This is a genomic window from Cupriavidus sp. 94F1 (assembly GCF_057798875.1).
The window spans coordinates 605,107-621,577 of sequence record NZ_JBYOJT010000003.1; the positions used below are offsets into that span (position 1 = coordinate 605,107).

14 protein-coding genes are annotated in these 16,471 nt (G+C 66.9%); 5 read left to right on the forward strand and 9 right to left on the reverse strand.

Annotation, left to right across the window (positions count from 1 at the left end):
- Positions 1–53: 53 nt before the first annotated feature.
- The gene (locus tag AC3FJ6_RS10480; protein WP_488771784.1) at positions 54–392 is read left to right on the forward strand and encodes a hypothetical protein; all 339 of its coding nucleotides are present in this window, start codon (positions 54–56) and stop codon (positions 390–392) included.
- 197 nt (positions 393–589) lie between these two features.
- On the opposite strand, the gene ypfJ is transcribed toward AC3FJ6_RS10480, so the two are convergent.
- The 6 genes from ypfJ to gcl all read right to left on the reverse strand — a co-directional run bounded on the left by ypfJ (position 590) and on the right by gcl (position 8,386).
- Positions 590–1,465 carry a KPN_02809 family neutral zinc metallopeptidase gene (gene ypfJ, locus AC3FJ6_RS10485; RefSeq protein ID WP_400395965.1) on the reverse strand — a complete coding sequence of 292 codons (876 nt, stop codon included), beginning with the start codon at positions 1,463–1,465 and terminating at the stop codon, positions 590–592.
- Between the two features lie 222 nt (positions 1,466–1,687).
- Positions 1,688–3,154 carry a pyruvate kinase gene (pyk, locus tag AC3FJ6_RS10490; RefSeq protein WP_488771786.1) on the reverse strand — a complete coding sequence of 489 codons (1,467 nt, stop codon included), beginning with the start codon at positions 3,152–3,154 and terminating at the stop codon, positions 1,688–1,690.
- Positions 3,155–3,198: 44 nt separating this feature from the next.
- A complete protein-coding gene (locus AC3FJ6_RS10495) occupies positions 3,199–4,521 on the reverse strand; it encodes a glycerate kinase type-2 family protein (protein WP_488771787.1) in 1,323 nt (440 codons plus the stop codon).
- 75 nt (positions 4,522–4,596) lie between these two features.
- Positions 4,597–5,520 carry a 2-hydroxy-3-oxopropionate reductase gene (locus tag AC3FJ6_RS10500; protein ID WP_092602296.1) on the reverse strand — a complete coding sequence of 308 codons (924 nt, stop codon included), beginning with the start codon at positions 5,518–5,520 and terminating at the stop codon, positions 4,597–4,599.
- 188 nt (positions 5,521–5,708) lie between these two features.
- Positions 5,709–6,488 (reverse strand): hydroxypyruvate isomerase, encoded by a 780-nt coding sequence (hyi, locus tag AC3FJ6_RS10505; RefSeq protein ID WP_488771788.1) that lies wholly within the window; start codon positions 6,486–6,488, stop codon positions 5,709–5,711.
- Positions 6,489–6,601: 113 nt separating this feature from the next.
- Positions 6,602–8,386 carry a glyoxylate carboligase gene (gcl, locus tag AC3FJ6_RS10510; protein ID WP_400392470.1) on the reverse strand — a complete coding sequence of 595 codons (1,785 nt, stop codon included), beginning with the start codon at positions 8,384–8,386 and terminating at the stop codon, positions 6,602–6,604.
- Between the two features lie 286 nt (positions 8,387–8,672).
- Here gcl and AC3FJ6_RS10515 point away from each other — a divergent pair, with 286 nt between their 5' ends.
- Together AC3FJ6_RS10515 and AC3FJ6_RS10520 are read left to right on the forward strand one after the other, a co-directional pair.
- Positions 8,673–9,341: a hypothetical protein gene (locus AC3FJ6_RS10515; protein WP_488771789.1), complete on the forward strand. Its 669-nt coding sequence runs from the start codon at positions 8,673–8,675 to the stop codon at positions 9,339–9,341.
- Between the two features lie 142 nt (positions 9,342–9,483).
- The gene (locus tag AC3FJ6_RS10520) at positions 9,484–10,431 is read left to right on the forward strand and encodes a LysR family transcriptional regulator (RefSeq protein ID WP_092602304.1); all 948 of its coding nucleotides are present in this window, start codon (positions 9,484–9,486) and stop codon (positions 10,429–10,431) included.
- A 233-nt stretch (positions 10,432–10,664) separates the two neighbouring features.
- Here the strand turns inward: AC3FJ6_RS10520 and AC3FJ6_RS10525 are convergent, their stop codons facing one another.
- Entirely contained in the window at positions 10,665–11,357 is a 693-nt protein-coding gene (locus AC3FJ6_RS10525) for a GntR family transcriptional regulator (RefSeq protein WP_400392479.1), read from the reverse strand.
- Positions 11,358–11,407: 50 nt separating this feature from the next.
- Positions 11,408–12,808, reverse strand: coding sequence for a C4-dicarboxylate transporter DctA (locus AC3FJ6_RS10530; RefSeq protein ID WP_400392482.1), 1,401 nt, complete (start codon positions 12,806–12,808; stop codon positions 11,408–11,410).
- A gap of 404 nt (positions 12,809–13,212) precedes the next feature.
- On the opposite strand from AC3FJ6_RS10530, the gene AC3FJ6_RS10535 reads away from it, so the two are divergent.
- The gene (locus AC3FJ6_RS10535) at positions 13,213–14,469 is read left to right on the forward strand and encodes an allantoate amidohydrolase (RefSeq protein ID WP_488771790.1); all 1,257 of its coding nucleotides are present in this window, start codon (positions 13,213–13,215) and stop codon (positions 14,467–14,469) included.
- A 36-nt stretch (positions 14,470–14,505) separates the two neighbouring features.
- The gene (locus tag AC3FJ6_RS10540; protein ID WP_488771791.1) at positions 14,506–15,774 is read left to right on the forward strand and encodes a M20/M25/M40 family metallo-hydrolase; all 1,269 of its coding nucleotides are present in this window, start codon (positions 14,506–14,508) and stop codon (positions 15,772–15,774) included.
- A gap of 106 nt (positions 15,775–15,880) precedes the next feature.
- On the opposite strand, the gene AC3FJ6_RS10545 is transcribed toward AC3FJ6_RS10540, so the two are convergent.
- Complete coding sequence (locus tag AC3FJ6_RS10545) at positions 15,881–16,420, reverse strand: MarR family winged helix-turn-helix transcriptional regulator (RefSeq protein ID WP_488771792.1); 540 nt, start codon at positions 16,418–16,420, stop codon at positions 15,881–15,883.
- Positions 16,421–16,471: the final 51 nt, after the last annotated feature.

Consider the following 16,471-nt stretch of genomic DNA (forward strand, 5'->3'; position numbering starts at 1 on the left):
CAGTAGTCAGCTGTATCCATAAAAAAGTTGTGAATCAGTTGAAGGAGTCCCAGATGAACGCCAAACGTATCCTTGGCGGCGCTCTTGTGCTTGCCACGTTGGCGGCGTCGGCCGCTTTTGCCGCGCCCGCCACGACCAAGAAGGTCGGAAAGTTCGACGTGTATGCCGATGCCGCGCGCCAAGGCAAGTTCGACACGTACAGTGAAGGCTCGAAGATCGGCAAGTACGATTTCTTCACCGACGGCCAACGCAAGTTCGACAGCTACACGGACGGCGCCCGCCAGGGCAAGTTCGACAGCTTCGGCGAAGGCGCGCGCAGCTTCAGCGGCGAGATTTCCGCCTCCGCGCTGGACAACTCGCGCAACGGCGATCTGTACGGCTACAAGGTCTGATGACCTGCCAGCCCGCCAGAACGCAAATCGGCGGCCCCGGGTCACCTCCGGGCCGCCGATTCTGATTTCCGGTTTCTCTCCCACCTGCGCGGCCGACCTCCTCCTTCTCTCTGAAGTCGCGCAGGTGATTTTTCCCCCGCCCGCCGCCGTTGTCGCATTTCTTCCCGTAGTTCTTTCCTGATTTTTCCGAAGTACCGTCAGAGTTGCCGCTGCGCGAAGGTGTCGCACTTGCGGATGTCGCCGGTCGTCAGGCCCTGGCGCAGCCAGCGCACGCGCTGTTCGCTGGTGCCGTGCGTGAACGCCTCGGGCACCACATAGCCCTGCGACTGCTTCTGCAGGCGGTCGTCGCCGATGGCGGCCGCGGCTTTCAGACCCTGTTCGATATCGCCGGGCTCGATCAGCTGCTGGTTGAGCTTGCCCGCCGTGGCGGCCCACACGCCGGCCAGGCAGTCGGCCTGCAGTTCCATGCGCACCGACAGCTGATTGGCCTGCGCCTCGTTCATGCGACGCCGCGCGGCGTCCACCTTGTTCGACACGCCGAGCAGATTCTGTACGTGATGGCCAACTTCGTGGGCAATCACGTAGGCCTGGGCGAAGTCGCCGCCCGCGCCGAACCGCTGGCGCAGTTCGTTATAGAACGACAGGTCGATATAGACCTTCTGGTCGGCGGGGCAATAGAACGGCCCCATGGCCGACTGGCCCGTGCCGCAGGCGGTAGGCGTGGCGCCTGTGAACATCACCAGCGTCGGCGGCGCATAGCGGCGGTTCAGGTCGGTCTCGAAGATGTGTTCCCACGTGCGCTCGGTACTGCCCAGCACCTTGCGCGTGAACACCGAAAGCTGGTCGGTGGCCGGCGGCCGGTGCGACTGCGATTGCGGTGCCTCCTGCTGTTGCTGCTGCAGCGCCGAGCCGCCCTGCAGGATCAGCCTGGGGTCGATGCCGAAGAAGTACGACGCGGCCAGCGCGACGATGATCGTGCCGATGCCGATCGATTTGCCGCCGATGCCGAATCCGCCACCTCCACCACGGCGGTCTTCCACATTCTGGCTTTCGGCTTCGTCATCGAGACGCATGTTGTTACGCTCCGGGGGTCTGTTATGCCAATGGAGTATAGCAACGGCTATGCCACCGGCTCCGGCGCCCCAGGCACACACGCAAGGATGCCCCGCGCGCATCGCGATGCGTAAAAAAGAGCGCCGCCCACGCCAATCGGGCTGAGGATTGGCGCGGGCGGCGGGTGAACGGGGGGTCAGCCCGTCCGACGCAAGGGAAACCGGCGGTGTGTGAGGCAGTCGTCAGGCGGTGGCCGTGGCGGGCGCCTTGCTGATATCCAGCGCAGCCACCTCCGTGCCGACCTCGGCCACGCGCAGCAGGTTGGTCGTGCCGCCCTGGCCGAACGGCATGCCGGCCGCAATCGTGATCTGGTCGCCCGGTGCGGCATAGCCTTCCACCAGCGCGGCGCGGGCCGCGGCTTCGACCATCTCGTCCACGCTCTGCACGTCCGGGCTCACCGTCGAATGCACGCCCCAGGTGATGGCTAGCCGGCGAGCGATATCCAGGTTCGGCGTGATGCTGACGATCGGCGCGCACGGCCGCTCGCGGGCGGCGCGCAGCGCGGTGGCGCCCGACGACGTGTACGTCACCGTGGCCTTGGCGCCGATGATATGCGTGACCTCGCGCAGCGCGGCGCAGATCGCGTCCTGGCGCGTGGAAAGCGGCACCTCGTGCTGGGCGTCGATCATGTTGCGGTACAGCGGATCGCGCTCCACCTCGGTGATGATGCGGTCCATCATCGACACGGCCGGCACCGGATGGCGGCCGTTGGCCGACTCGGCCGACAGCATCACCGCATCGGCGCCGTCGTAGATGGCACTGGCCACGTCCGACGCTTCGGCGCGCGTGGGCACCGGCGAATCGATCATCGACTCCAGCATCTGCGTGGCGATCACCACCGGCTTTCCCAGCTGGCGGCAGATGCGCAGGATGCGCTTCTGCACGCCGGGCACGCGCTCGGGCGGCAGTTCCACGCCCAGGTCGCCACGGGCCACCATGACGGAATCGGACACGCGTACGATCTCGTCGAGCTGCTGCAGCGCGGCCGGCTTCTCGATCTTCGACAGCACGCCGGCACGCGTGCCGATGATCTCGCGCGCCTCGACGATGTCCGACGGCCGTTGCACGAACGACAGCGCGATCCAGTCGGCGCCCAGTTCCAGCGCAAATGCCAGATCGCGGCGGTCCTTGTCCGTGAGCGCGGGAATCGGGATCACGGCGTCGGGCACGTTCACGCCCTTGCGGTCGGACAGCGTGCCGTTGTTGGCCACCCGCGTGGCGATGCTGCCGCTGGACACCGCCTCGATGTTCAGGCGCACCTTGCCATCGTCGATCAGCAGCGACTGGCCCTCGCTGGCCGCCTTGAACAGCTCCGGGTGCGGCAGGTAGACGCGCGTCGCGTCGCCGGGCGTGGGGTCGCTGTCCAGCACGAACGTGTCGCCGGCGCGCACGGCCACCTTGCCCACGGCAAAGGTGCCGATGCGCAGCTTGGGGCCCTGCAGGTCGGCCAGGATCGCGATGGGGCGGCCCGTCTCGGCCTCCACCTGCCGCACGGCGTCGTAGCGGGCCCGGTGGTCATCGTGCGTGCCGTGGCTGAAGTTCAGGCGGAACACGTCGGCTCCGGCATCGAACAGCTGGCGGATCACCGCGATGTCCGAGCTGGCCGGGCCCAGGGTGGCCACGATCTTGGCTTTGCGCTGGCGTCTCATGAAAGTCTCCTTCTCCATCCTCTTTTATGCTGCAGCTCGCGATCTCAAACGATCAGGATCGCGCGGAAATCGTTGACGTTGGTACGGGTGGGGCCGGTGACGACCAGATCGTCGAGTCCGGCAAAGAAGCCGTAGCCGTCGTTGTTGTCCAGGTGCGCGCGGGCCGACAGGCCACGCGACGCGGCACGCGTCAGCGTGTCGGGGCCCAGCAGCGCACCGGCGTTGTCCTCGGAACCGTCGATGCCGTCGGTGTCGGCCGCCATCGCGTGCACACCGGGCAGGCCGTCGAGTGCCACCGCCAGCGACAGCAGGAATTCCGCGTTGCGGCCGCCCCGGCCGTTGCCGCGCACGGTGACCGTGGTCTCGCCGCCGGACAGGATCACGCACGGCTTCTGGAACGGCTGCCCATGCGCGACGATCTGGCGCGCGATGGCGGCATGCACTTCGGCCACGTCGCGGGCCTCGCCCTCGATGCTGTCCGACAGGATGTGCGCGGTCAGGCCCAGTTCGCGGGCACGGGCGGCGGCCGCTTCCAGCGACTGCTGCGCGCTGGCCAGCGTGACGCTGCGGTGCCCGGCGAAGCGGGCATCGCCGGGCTTGGGCGTTTCACCGGCGCCGGACTCCAGGTGCGCACGCACGTTGGCCGGTACGTCGATGTCGTACTTGGCAATGACCGCCAGCGCGTCGGCGCACGTGGTGGCGTCGGGCAGCGTCGGGCCGCTGGCGATCAGCGTCGGATCGTCGCCGGGAATATCGGAAATCAGCAGCGTCTCCACACGGGCCGGTGCGCAGGCCAGGGCCAGGCGTCCGCCCTTGAGCGCGGACAGGTGCTTGCGCACGCAGTTCATCTCGCCGATGCTGGCGCCGCTACGCAGCAGCGCCTTGTTCACGGCCTGCTTGTCGGCCAGTGTGATGCCGGGCGCGGGCGCGGCCAGCAGTGCCGAGCCGCCACCAGAAATTAGGCAAAGTACGAGGTCATCGGCTGTCAGACCCTGCACCAGTTCCACCATGCGCTGGGCGGCCTGCTGGCCCGCTGCATCGGGCACCGGATGGGCGGCCTCGACCACTTCGATACGGTGGCAATCGGCGCCATGGTCGTAGCGCGTCACCACCAGCCCCGACAGGTCGCCTTGCCAGTGCGCGTCCACCGTCTGCGCCATCGCCGCGGCGGCCTTGCCCGCGCCGATCACCACGGTGCGGCCCTTCGGCGGTGGCGGCAGGTGCGGCGGCAGGCAGTGGCTGGCACTCACGGCGGCCACTGCCGTATCGAACAGGTCGCGCAGCAACGCGCGGGCCTGGGCAGGGTTGCGATAGTCGGTCTGCCGCTGGGGCGAAAGCAGGGCGGCGTTGGCGTCGGTGGCGAACATGCGAATCCTGAGGAATCTTGGGAAAAACGATGCAATCGCCTTCACGCGAAGGCGATTGCAATACTGCTATTGCATTTACTTCGCGGCTTTGGCGATTTCGTGATTCGACATGATCTCGATCGCACGGCACAGCGCCGAGTGGTCGAGCTTGCCGTAGCCATTGGCGGCGCACGCATTGAACAGCTCCTGCGCGGCCGACGTGTTCGGCAGCGACACGCCCAGCGTCTTGGCACCCTGCAGGGCCAGGTTCAGGTCCTTCTGGTGCAGTTCGATGCGGAAGCCCGGATCGAACGTACGCTTGACCATGCGCTCGCCATGAACTTCAAGAATCCGCGATGCCGCAAAGCCGCCCATCAACGCCTGGCGCACCTTGGCCGGATCGGCGCCGGCCTTGGAGGCGAACAGCAGGGCCTCGGACACGGCCTGGATGTTCAGCGCCACGATGATCTGGTTGGCCACCTTGGTGGTCTGGCCGTCGCCGTTGCCGCCCACCAGCGTGATGTTCTTGCCCATCAGCTCGAACAGCGGCTTGACCTCGTCGAACGCTTCCGACGGGCCGCCCACCATGATCGTCAGCGAGGCAGCCTTGGCACCGACTTCGCCGCCCGACACGGGGGCGTCCAGGTACGAAGCGCCGAGCTTGTTGATGCGCGCGGCAAAGTCCTTGGTGGCGATGGGCGAAATCGAGCTCATGTCGACCACGATCTTGCCGTAGGTGGCTTCCTTGCCGGCGGCCTTGAACGCGGCGGCGATGCCCTTTTCGGCGAACAGCACGGCTTCCACGTGCGGGGTGTCCGGCACCATGACGATCACGATGTCGGCACGCTTGGCCACTTCCTCGGCGCTGGTGCAGACGGTGACGCCGGCATCGACCAGGGCCTGCGGGGCCGGGTTCACGTCATGCACGAACAGTGTGTGGCCGGCGGCGCGCAGATGGCCCGCCATGGGCGCGCCCATGATGCCCAGGCCGATAAAGCCGACGTTGCGTTGGTTTGCCATGTTTGTCTCCAGTAAGTAAAAAAATTCTGTAGGTCTTTGCTCCCCTCTCCCGCAAGCGGGAGAGGGGTTGGGGGAGAGGGTTCGGCGCCAGGAACACCGAATTCGCTTCGTAGAGCCTCTATGCCCTCTCCCCCCGCCCTCTCCCGCCTTGCGGGAGAGGGAGCCAAAACGAGCGGACATTCCGTACTTCAGACGCCGTGCGCGGCGCGCCAGCCCAGGCCGGCTTCGGTCGTGGTCTTCGGCTTGTACTCGCAGCCGATCCAGCCCTGGTAGCCGATCTCGTCGAGGAAGCGGAACAGGTAGGGGTAGTTCAGCTCGCCGGTGCCCGGTTCGTTGCGGCCCGGGTTGTCGGCCAGCTGCACGTGGCGGATCTTCGGCAGGTTGGCGCGGATCGTGTTGGCGATCTCGCCCTCCATGCGCTGCATGTGATAGATGTCGTACTGCACGTAGAGGTTGGGCGCGTTGACCTGGCCGATCAGGTCGATGGCCTGCTGCGTGCGCGACAGGAAGAAGCCGGGAATGTCGAACGTGTTGATCGGCTCGACCAGCAGGTCGATCTGCTCCCTGGCCAGCGCGTTGGCGGCAAAGCGCAGGTTCTCGACCAGCGTCTCGTTGGCCTGCTCGCGCTTGACGTTCTGCGGCAGGATGCCCACCAGGCAGTTCAGCTGCCGCACGCCCAGCGCCTTGGCGTACTTGATGGCTTCGCCCACGCCGTCCTGGAACTCGCCCACGCGGTCCGGGTGGCAGGCGATGCCGCGCTCGCCGGCATCCCACTTGCCGGCCGGCAGGTTGTGCAGCACCAGGTCCAGCTGGAAGCGGCTCAGGCGGTCGGCGATCTGGTCGGCGTGGAACGCGTACGGGAACAGGAACTCCACGCCACGGAATCCGGCGCGGGCGGCGGCCTCGAAGCGGTCCAGGAAGCCCACTTCGTTGAACAGCATCGTCAGGTTGGCTGCGAGCTTTGGCATTGTGATGTCTCTCTCGGTGTTGGGAAAAAGCGGTGGCCCGGCCGCCCCGGTGGAGCGGGGCGGTGGGCGTACTGCTGAAACGGCTGGTGCCGGCGGCGTGTTGCCCTGGGGACTTACGCGGTGACGGTCTCTTCGGCCAGGATCGCTTCTTCCGCGTCTTCCAGGTCTTCGATCGGCTCGAACTCGTTGATGTTGTCGATCTCGGTGCCCATGGCGATGTTGGTCACGCGCTCCAGGATCACCTCCACGACGACCGGCACCGAGAACTCGGCCATCAGGTCGCGCGCTTCGGCAAAGGCCGGGGCGATGTCCTCGGGCTTGAACACGCGGATCGCCTTGCAGCCCAGGCCTTCCACGACCTTGACGTGGTCCACGCCGTAGCCTTCCAGTTCGGGCGCGTTGACGTTGTCGAAGGCCAGCTGCACGCAGTAGTCCATCTCGAAGTTGCGCTGCGCCTGGCGGATCAGGCCCAGGTACGAGTTGTTCACCACCACGTGGATGTACGGCACCTTGAACTGGGCGGCCACGGCCAGTTCCTCGATCATGAACTGGAAGTCGTAGTCGCCGGAGATGGCCACGATGTCCGAGTTCGGCGACGCGGTCTTCACGCCGATGGCGGCCGGAATGGTCCAGCCCAGCGGGCCGGCCTGGCCGCAGTTGATCCAGTGGCGCGGCTGGTTCACCGACAGGAACTGCGCGGCGGCGATCTGCGACAGGCCGATCGTGGTCACGTAGCGCACGTCGCGCGGGAAGTACTGGTTCATCTCGCGGTACACGCGCTGCGGCTTGACCGGCACGTTGTCGAAGTCGCTCTTGCGCTTCATGGTGCGGCGGCGCTTCTGCACGTCGGCCACCCAGGCCTTGCGGCATGGCAGGCGGCCGGCCATCTTCATTTCGCGCGCCACTTCCACGAACAGCTCCAGTGCGGCCTTTGCGTCGGACACGATGCCGAGGTCCGGGCCGAACACGCGGCCGATCTGGGTGGGCTCGATATCGACGTGCACGAACTTGCGGCCCTTCGTGTACACATCGACGCTGCCGGTGTGGCGGTTGGCCCAGCGGTTGCCGATGCCCATCACGAAGTCCGATGCCAGCAGCGTGGCATTGCCATAGCGGTGCGACGTCTGCAGGCCCACCATGCCGGCCTGCAGCGGGTGGTCGTCGGCCAGCACGCCCCAGCCCATCAGGGTCGGCACGACCGGCACGTTGACCAGTTCGGCAAACTCGACCAGCAGTTCGTCGGCGTTGGCGTTGATCACGCCACCCCCGCAGACGATCAGCGGACGCTCGGCCTGGTTCAGCATCGAGATGGCTTTCTCGATCTGGGCGCGCGAGGCGGCCGGCTTGTACGGCTGCAGCGGCTGGTACGTTTCCGGATCGAATTCGATCTCGGCCACCTGCACGTCGAACGGCAGGTCGATCAGCACCGGACCCGGGCGGCCCGAGCGCATCAGGTGGAACGCCTGCTGGAACACCTGCGGCACCAGCGCCGGCTCACGCACGGTGACGGCCCACTTGGTCACCGGCTTGGCGATCGATTCGATATCGACGGCCTGGAAGTCTTCCTTGTACAGGCGGGCGCGCGGCGCCTGACCCGTGATGCAGAGGATGGGGATCGAATCGGCCCAGGCCGAGTACAGGCCCGTGATCATGTCGGTGCCGGCGGGGCCCGACGTGCCGACGCAGACGCCGATGTTGCCGGGTTCGGCACGGGTGTAGCCTTCGGCCATGTGCGAGGCGCCTTCCACGTGGCGGGCCAGCAGGTGGCGGATCGACCCTGCCTTGCGCATGGCCGAGTAGAACGGGTTGATGGCGGCGCCGGGCACGCCGAACGCGGTGGTGATGCCTTCCTTTTCCAGCACGGCAATGGCCGCGTCGACTGCTCTCATCTTCGGCATGTCTCTCTCCAGTACGCTCAAAAACAATGGTTGGGATTTCGTTCTGGCGTTGACTTTATGCCCGCGGAGGGGGGCGGATAAACAGAAGGGCGATCAGTTGATTCGATACCTGGCGTAAGGAATGCCGCAGCAACCGGCCGGGAAATGTGCATTTTCAGAGACACGTGCGGACGGCTACACCGCACCCCCCGATACGTGGGGTTGGGGGGATTTGCCACGGTTTTCCCCTATCGGCGGCAACGGGGCCCGGGTCAAAATAGCGGGTTTGGAATTGCCCTGTTTCGCCATGTACACGCGGCTGCCGAGCACCTACGAACTGATGGAAGCGTTGCAGACGGCGCCGGCCGAAAAATCGCCCGACGGCCGGCTGCCTATGGTCCTGTGGGCCGCCTTCGTCCTGGCGCTGGTGCCGACGCTGGTGGCCGGCGGGGCGCTGGTCTGGTGGCACCAGGTACTGGTGCAGGCGCCGCCGGGCTGGCTGCCGCAGGCGTTCCACGTGCTGCTGGCCGTCAGCGGGGCGTGCTATGCCGGCGCGTGGCTGTCGCGGCTGCTGGCCGGCCGTGATGCACTGCGTCATCTGCTGCGCTGGCTGAGCCGCCGCGTCGATGCCCAAAGCGAAGTCGAGAACGCGCTGCTGCTGCGCCTGGGCCGCATTCCGGTGCTGCAACTGCGCGCGCGGCAGCGGCGCGTGCTGCTGCAGGCGCGGCTGTGGGAAGGCGGCGCGCGCACGGTGGCGATGATCGTGGCGCTGGTGCCGGCCGCCGTCGTGCTGGCCGATGGCCTGGCGGTCATGGCCCCGGGCCATGGCCCGTCGGTGGTGGCGCTCTACGCCGTGGTGCTGGTCGGCGGCGGCGCGCTGGCGCTGTTCGCGCAGCTGCAATGCAGCGCGCCACTGCGACGCCTGGCCCACGTGCTGGGCGAGGCCGCCGAGATCAACGAAAAGCTGGGCCGCTAGCCAGGCGCGGTACGTCCAGCCGCGTCCAGGCGCCATCTTCGGCGCCCTGCATGGCGTGCGACGGATGCACGGCATCGCTGTGCGGGGATGCGCACCATGGCGTCCATGCCTCACAATGTGTCGGCAGGAGACAAATGGCGTTATGGACAAACTCAAACAAATCGAAGCATTCATCGCCGTGGTGGAACACGGCAGCATGGCCGCCGCGGCGCTCACGCAGAACGTGACGCCGGTCATGATCGGCCGGCGCATCAACGCGCTGGAAGCGCGCATCGGCGTGAAGCTGCTGCATCGGTCCACCCGGCGCATCGTGGTGACAGAGCAGGGCGCGGCGTTCATGGAGCAGTGCAAGAAGGCGCTGTCGGATCTGGATCGCGCCGAGATGCTGATCGCCGAGGGCAAGCACAAGGCCACCGGCCACCTGATCGTGTCGGCGCCGGCCGCCTTTGGCCGCAAGCACGTGGCGCCGCATGCGCCAGCGTTCCTGTCGGCCAATCCCGAAGTCCAGATCTCGTTCAACCTGACCGACCGTGTGGTGGACCTCGTGCGCGAGGGCTACGACCTGGGCATCCGCATCGGCGGCGCCATCGACCCGAACTTCGTGGCGATCAAGCTGGCCACCAACAAGCGCGTGGTGTGCGGCACCCCGGCCTACTTCGCCCGGCATGGCGTGCCACATACGCTGGAAGACCTGGAAAAGCACAACTGCCTGGCGTTCAACCTGCAGGGCGGGCAGCAGCGCGGCTGGTACTTCCAGCAGAACGGCAAGACCGTGACCGTGCGGGTGCGCGGCAACCTCGACTGCAATGACGGCGAACTGCTGCACCGCTGGACCGGCGAGAGCCTGGGGCTGGGATGGCGCTCGACATGGGAAATCCTGCCGCAGCTCGAAAGCGGCGAGCTGATCACCGTGCTCGATGAATTCGCGCTGCCCGACTACGACATCCTGGCGGTGTACCCGCAACAGCGGCCGGTGCCGGCCAAGATCCGTTTCTTCATCGAACACCTGAAGCAGGCATTCGCCAAACCGGGCTACTGGACCGAGCGCGGCAGCAGCTGGACCGATGCCGCCCAGCGGCAGTCGGCCTGAGGAGGGATCGGGCGGGAAGGAAGGGGAAGACCGGGGAAACAGCGGAGACAGCAGCGATGCCGGAAGGGCAGCCCAAAAGAAAAAGCCCGCAGCCATTGCGGTCTGCGGGCAGCCCTTCTTGCGAAGGACGGGGAGAGCTCATGAAGTGCGCCCCCGCAACTTCATGGCGAGAGGAATGATGCGCCTCCCATCCCGTCCTCGTCCTTGATGGCGATCAAGCCAGATGCACTGTCCTACGCCAGCAGCGCGGCGACCAGATCCTTGCCCCGTGCGGCGGCCGGTACTTCCTCGAAGTGCAGCGCGCTTTCGACGTGATTCAGGTGCTCCACCATCAGCGCCACGGCCCGGTCGGCGTCGCCTGCGCGGGCGGCCTCGATGAACGCCCGGTGCTCGTCCGACGAGCACGTGGCATCGCGCCGGCTCTGGTAGAGCATGGTGATGACCGCGCTGCGCATCGACAGCTCGCGCATGATTTCCGTCAGCACATTGTTGCCCGCCACTTCCGCCAGCACGATGTGGAAATCGCCCAGCAGGCGCGTGCGCGTCTGCGCATCGTTGCCGGCCAGCGACTTGCGTTCGGCGGCCAGATGCTTTTCGATGCGCTTGTAGTCGGCCGGCGTGGCACGGGCCACGAATTCGCGCGCCAGTGCGGCCTCCAGGATGCGGCGCACGGCAAAGACCTCGCGCGCCTCTTCGGCGCTGGGCTTGGCCACGAACGCACCCTTGTCTGGCACGATCTGGATGACCTTGTCCTTGGACAGCATCAGCAGCGCCGCGCGCACCTTGGTACGGCTGACACGGTAGACGCTGGCCAGGGCTTCCTCGCGCAGCTTGGTGCCGGGCGGCAGCCGGTGCGAGACGATGGCCGCGACGATATCGTCGGCAATCGCCTCGGCGGTCATGTCTGGATCGATGTGCTCGGGCATGGTGTGCGCGTCTCTTGCCGGACCTGCGCGTTGACTGGGATGGCGCGATTCTACCGCCCCGACGCCGCCCCGGGCAGCGGCGCCGGCACAGGGACTTCCCCGACGCTGTCCACCAGCGCCGACAGTCCTTCGTCCAGTTCGCTGGCCGGGATGGTCCCGTTGAGCACGCCGTGGGCGCGTTCGCGGTCGATATCGCGTTCCCAGGCGGCCACCACCACGGTCGCCACGCAGTTGCCGATCAGGTTGCCCACGGCGCGGGCGATGCCGATGAACCAGTCCACCGACAGCACCAGCACCAGGCCGATGGCGGGGATGGCCGGATGGGCCGACAGCGTGGCCGCCAGGATCACGATGGCCGACCCCGGAATGCCGTGCGCGCCCTTGGACGTGACCAGCGCCACGGCCAGGATGCCGAGCAGGTCGCCCAGCGCCAGCGGCGTATTGGTGGCCTGCGCGATGAACACGGCTGCCAGCGTCAGGTAGATCGAGAACGCGTCCAGGTTGAACGAATAGCCGGTCGGAATCACCAGGCCTACCACCGACTTCTTGATGCCCATGAATTCGAGCTTCTTCATGACCTGCGGCAGCACGCTGTCCGACGACGCCGTGCCAAGCACCACCAGCAGTTCGGCGCGCAGGTAGCGGATCAGCTTCAGCACCGAGAAGCCGCACAGGCGCAGGATCAGGCCCAGCACCCCCAGCACGAAGACCACCACGGCGCCGTAGAACAGGATCACCAGGAAGCCCAGCTGCTTGAGCGACCCGATGCCGTACTTGCCCACCGTGAAGGCCACGGCGCCCAGCACGCCCAGCGGCGCCAGCTTGATGATGAAGCCCATCATCTTGAACAGCGTGGCCGAGAAGTTGTCGATCATCCGCACCAGCGGCTTGCCCGGTTCGCCCACCACCGACAGCGCGCAGCCGAACAGCACCGACACCAGCAGCACCTGCAGCACGTCGCCGCTGGTGAACGCGCCCATGATCGTGTTCGGAATCAGCTTCATCAGGAAGTCCACCGTGCCGGCGCTCTTCACCTTGTCGGCCGATTCGATGTAGGCCGCCATGGCCGAGATATCGAGGCTGCGCGGGTTCACGTTCATGCCGGTGCCCGGCTGGAACACGTAGGCCAGCACGATGCCCAGCGCCAGTGCGATGGTCGTGACGATCTCGAAGTAGACCACCGCCTTGATGCCCACGCGGCCTACCTTCTTGAGCTCGCCGGCGCCGCAGATGCCGGCCACCACCACGCAGAAGACCACCGGGCCGATCAGCATCTTGATCAGCTTGATGAAGCCGTCGCCCAGGGGCTTGAGCTTGGCGGCGAATTCGGGAAAGGCGAGGCCCAGCAGGGTGCCGAGCGCCAGGGCAATCAGTACCTGGCCAAACAACGAACGGGTGAAGCGCGTGTGCAGGCGGCCTGCGGCGCGCTGCGTGGGTACGGCATGCTGCATTTGTTGTCTCCGTGCCGGGCGGGTCCGTGGCGCATCGGTTGCCATCGGCCTGCCCTGATCTGGTTCAGGGGTGCCCGCCGTCACATGCCTGCCGACGCCGGGATGGTTGCACTGCGGGAAGGACCGGGGGCCAATCGGCCCGCCCGCCCTTGCCCCACGCGGAAAGCCCCCCTGTTGAGGCGGAATCCACGCCATCCACTTGTCCGGACCGGATTGTCCGCGGCGGATTGTCGGTGCGTGGAAGCCAATATAGTGCATATCATTTTTGTATGCAATTTTTGAATTCACTGTGCTAACATGAATCGCACAGAATAGAGAGCACGGTCCCGGGCGCCCGCCCGGACTGGCAGGATTGCCAGGCATCCTTGAACCGGGCTCAGGCACCAAGCAGGAGAGACACGCACATGGCAGCAACCCCTACGCCGTTGTCCGCTGACACCGGCACCCGCATCATGGCCTGGGCCGACAGCCTGGCCGTCCATACCGATCAGCCCGGACTGCTCACCCGCACCTACCTGACCGACGCCCACCACGGCGCTGCCGCGCAGCTGACCGAATGGATGCAGGCGGCCGGCATGACCGTGCGCCGCGACGCCGCCGGCAACGTGATCGGCCGCTACGAAGGCACCGAACCCAATGCCCCGGCGCTGCTGACCGGCTCGCACTTCGACACCGTGCGCGACGCCGGCCGCTTCGACGGCAACCTGGGCGTGATCCTGCCGATTGCCTGCGTGGCCGAGTGGAACCGCCAGGGCAGGCGCTTTCCGTTCGCGCTGGAAGTGGTCGGGTTTGCCGAGGAAGAGGGCGTGCGCTTCAAGGCCACGCTGCTGGGCAGCCGCGCCATCGCCGGCACGTTCGACACCAACGTGCTCGACAACGTGGACGACTCCGGCAAGACCATGCGCGAAGTGATGCGCGCCGCCGGCTTCGAACCCGACCAGCTGCCCGCCGCCCGCCACGATCGCAGCCGCGTGCTGGCCTTTGTCGAGGTGCATATCGAACAGGGTCCGGTGCTGCTGAACGAGGGTCTCCCCGTGGGCGTGGTCACCGCGATCTCGGGCGCCACGCGCTTTATCGTCGAACTGGAAGGCCTGGCCGGCCACGCCGGCACGGTGCCGATGGACATGCGCCGCGACGCCGCGATGGCCGGCGCCGAAATCGGCCTGTTCATCGAGAAGCGTTGCGGCGGCAAGCCGGGCCTCGTCGGCACGGTGGGCCAGTTCAACGTGCCGAATGGCGCCACCAACGTGGTGCCGGGCCGCGCGACGTTTTCCATCGACATCCGCGCCGGCATCGACGCCGAGCGCGAGGCCGCCGTCAACGACGTGCTGGCCGAAATCGAACGTGTCTGCGCGCGCCGCAACGTGCGCGCGCAGATCCGCAAGACGCACGAGGCCGCCAGCGTGCCGTGCGCGCCGTGGCTGCAGTCGCAATGGGCTGCCGCCGTGGAGCGCCAGGGCGTACCCGTGCGCCACCTGCCCTCCGGTGCCGGCCATGACGCGATGGCCATCGCCGCCATCGCCGATGTGGCCATGCTGTTCGTTCGCTGCGGCAACGGCGGCATCAGCCACCATCCCACCGAGACCATGACGGCCGAAGACGCCCAGACCGCCGCGCGCGTGTTCGCGGACTTCGTCGAGCACTTTCACCGTCCCCAATAAGCCTGCCGGCAACCAGAAGACTCCCGAGATACGAAGATGACCGCACGAGACAACATGAACCCGATCGAATCCACGCTGACCCAGTACATCGACCAGCACCGTCCGCAGCAGGAAGCGTTCCTGGCCGAACTGGTCAAGGTGCCGTCGGACAACCCCGCCGGCGATTGCGCGGCCCACGGCAAGCGTGCCAAGGAACTGCTGGAAGGGCTGGGCTTCAAGGTGGAAGCGCACAAGGTGCCCGACGAACTGGTCAAGGCGGCCGGCATGATCAGCGCCACGAACCTGCTGGTGCGCAAGACGTTCGGCAGCGGCGGCCCCACCATCGCCATGAACGCGCACGGCGACGTGGTGCCGCCGGGCCTGGGCTGGACCAAGGACCCGTACGGCGGCGAGATCGCCGACAGCGAACACGGCCCGGTCATGTACGGGCGCGGCGTGGCCGTGTCGAAGTCTGACTTCGCCACCTACGCCTACGCCGTGCTGGCGCTGCAGGAAGCCGAGAAGCAGGGCGCGAAGATCAACGGCACCGTGGAACTGCAATTCACGTACGACGAGGAAACCGGCGGCGACATCGGCCCGAAATTCCTGCTCGACCAAGGCCTGACCAAGCCCGACTACGCGATCTCGGCCGGCTTTTCGTACGGCATCACGTCGGCGCACAACGGCTGCCTGCACGTGGAAGTGACCGTCAAGGGCAAGCAGGGCCACGCCGCCATGCCGCACACCGGCGTGGACGCCATCGAGGCCGCCACGCACATCCTGCACGCGGTCTACGGCCTGCGCGCCGAACTGGCCACGCGCAAGAGCAAGGTGCCGGGTATCGACACCGCCACGCTGAACGTCGGCCTGATCAAGGGCGGCATCAACACCAACGTGGTGCCGGACCTGGTGACGTTCCGCGTGGACCGCCGCATGATCCCGGAAGAGATCGGCTTCGACGCCGAAGGCGAGCTGCGCGCCGTGGTGGAAAAGGCCGCCAGGGATCGTCCGGGCATCGAGGTCAAGGTCGAGCGCATCATCCTGGCCGAGCCGCTGTCGGAACTGCCGGGCGTGGACAAGCTGATCGGCGCGCTGAAGACGCGTGCCGAATCGGTGTTCGGCGTGGAGATTCCGGTGCAGGGCGTGCCGCTCTACACCGACGCGCGCCACTACACGAGCCGTGGCATCCCGACCGTGCTGTACGGCGCCGGCCCGCGCACGCTGATGGAAGCCCGTGGCCATAACTCCGACGAGAACCTGCGCCTGAACGACCTGAACCGCGCCACCAAGGTGGTGGCGCTGGCACTGTCCGACCTGATGGGCTGAGCCGCCGGCATCGGCAACCACGCAGAACCCTGTAGCACCCCCTTGTTGTGATGATGGCCCGTACGGCGTTTGCCGGCGGGCCTTTTTTCATGGGCGGTCGGTATCGCTATTCCGCCAGATCCTCACCGGGCACCGCCAGGCTCACCAGCCAGCGCCGCACCACGGCTTCCTCGTCGGGCGTCAGCCCCGCACGCAACTGCTTGTCCACCTCGGTGGCGCGTACCTTGCACTGCGCCAGCAACGCGCGGCCGGCATCGGACAGCGCGATGGTCTGGATGCGCCCATGCACCGGATGGGGCTGGCGCACGATCGCGCCCATCTTCTCCAGATTGCCCATGATCACGCTGACCGTCTGCGGCGTCAGCATCGCCAGCCGCGCCACGTCGGCACCCGAGATGCCGGGGTAGGCCCCGAGCATGGTCAGCACGAAGAACTGCGGCAGCGTCACGCCCAGATCGGCCAGCGCGCGTTCCATATGCAGCCGGTTGGCCGCGCTGGCCTGCCGCAGCAGGTACGCCAGATAGCCGCTTTCGCCGCGCTTGCCTTCGCCCGGCGCCGGAATCGCCACGGCATCGGCAGGCTGGCTGTCCCGTCGCGCCGGGTGCTTTCCCTCGATTTTCCCTTCGGACGGCAGGGTCTTTGCCATAATGTCAGAGCTCTTACATTAATCTTCGAACTCTGACATCTTACCCGAAGG

What these genes read in the sequence shown, in the direction of transcription:
- ypfJ (WP_400395965.1), bottom strand. Translation starts at nt 1,465, where the DNA reads ATGCGTCTCGATGACGAAGCCGAAAGCCAGAATGTGGAAGACCGCCGT.
- pyk (WP_488771786.1), bottom strand. Translation starts at nt 3,154, where the DNA reads ATGAGACGCCAGCGCAAAGCCAAGATCGTGGCCACCCTGGGCCCGGCC.
- AC3FJ6_RS10520 (WP_092602304.1), top strand. Translation starts at nt 9,484, where the DNA reads ATGGACAAACTCAAACAAATCGAAGCATTCATCGCCGTGGTGGAACAC.
- AC3FJ6_RS10540 (WP_488771791.1), top strand. Translation starts at nt 14,506, where the DNA reads ATGACCGCACGAGACAACATGAACCCGATCGAATCCACGCTGACCCAG.
- AC3FJ6_RS10525 (WP_400392479.1), bottom strand. Translation starts at nt 11,357, where the DNA reads ATGCCCGAGCACATCGATCCAGACATGACCGCCGAGGCGATTGCCGAC.
- AC3FJ6_RS10530 (WP_400392482.1), bottom strand. Translation starts at nt 12,808, where the DNA reads ATGCAGCATGCCGTACCCACGCAGCGCGCCGCAGGCCGCCTGCACACG.
- gcl (WP_400392470.1), bottom strand. Translation starts at nt 8,386, where the DNA reads ATGCCGAAGATGAGAGCAGTCGACGCGGCCATTGCCGTGCTGGAAAAG.
- AC3FJ6_RS10500 (WP_092602296.1), bottom strand. Translation starts at nt 5,520, where the DNA reads ATGGCAAACCAACGCAACGTCGGCTTTATCGGCCTGGGCATCATGGGC.
- AC3FJ6_RS10495 (WP_488771787.1), bottom strand. Translation starts at nt 4,521, where the DNA reads ATGTTCGCCACCGACGCCAACGCCGCCCTGCTTTCGCCCCAGCGGCAG.
- AC3FJ6_RS10515 (WP_488771789.1), top strand. Translation starts at nt 8,673, where the DNA reads ATGTACACGCGGCTGCCGAGCACCTACGAACTGATGGAAGCGTTGCAG.
- hyi (WP_488771788.1), bottom strand. Translation starts at nt 6,488, where the DNA reads ATGCCAAAGCTCGCAGCCAACCTGACGATGCTGTTCAACGAAGTGGGC.
- AC3FJ6_RS10535 (WP_488771790.1), top strand. Translation starts at nt 13,213, where the DNA reads ATGGCAGCAACCCCTACGCCGTTGTCCGCTGACACCGGCACCCGCATC.
- AC3FJ6_RS10545 (WP_488771792.1), bottom strand. Translation starts at nt 16,420, where the DNA reads ATGGCAAAGACCCTGCCGTCCGAAGGGAAAATCGAGGGAAAGCACCCG.
- AC3FJ6_RS10480 (WP_488771784.1), top strand. Translation starts at nt 54, where the DNA reads ATGAACGCCAAACGTATCCTTGGCGGCGCTCTTGTGCTTGCCACGTTG.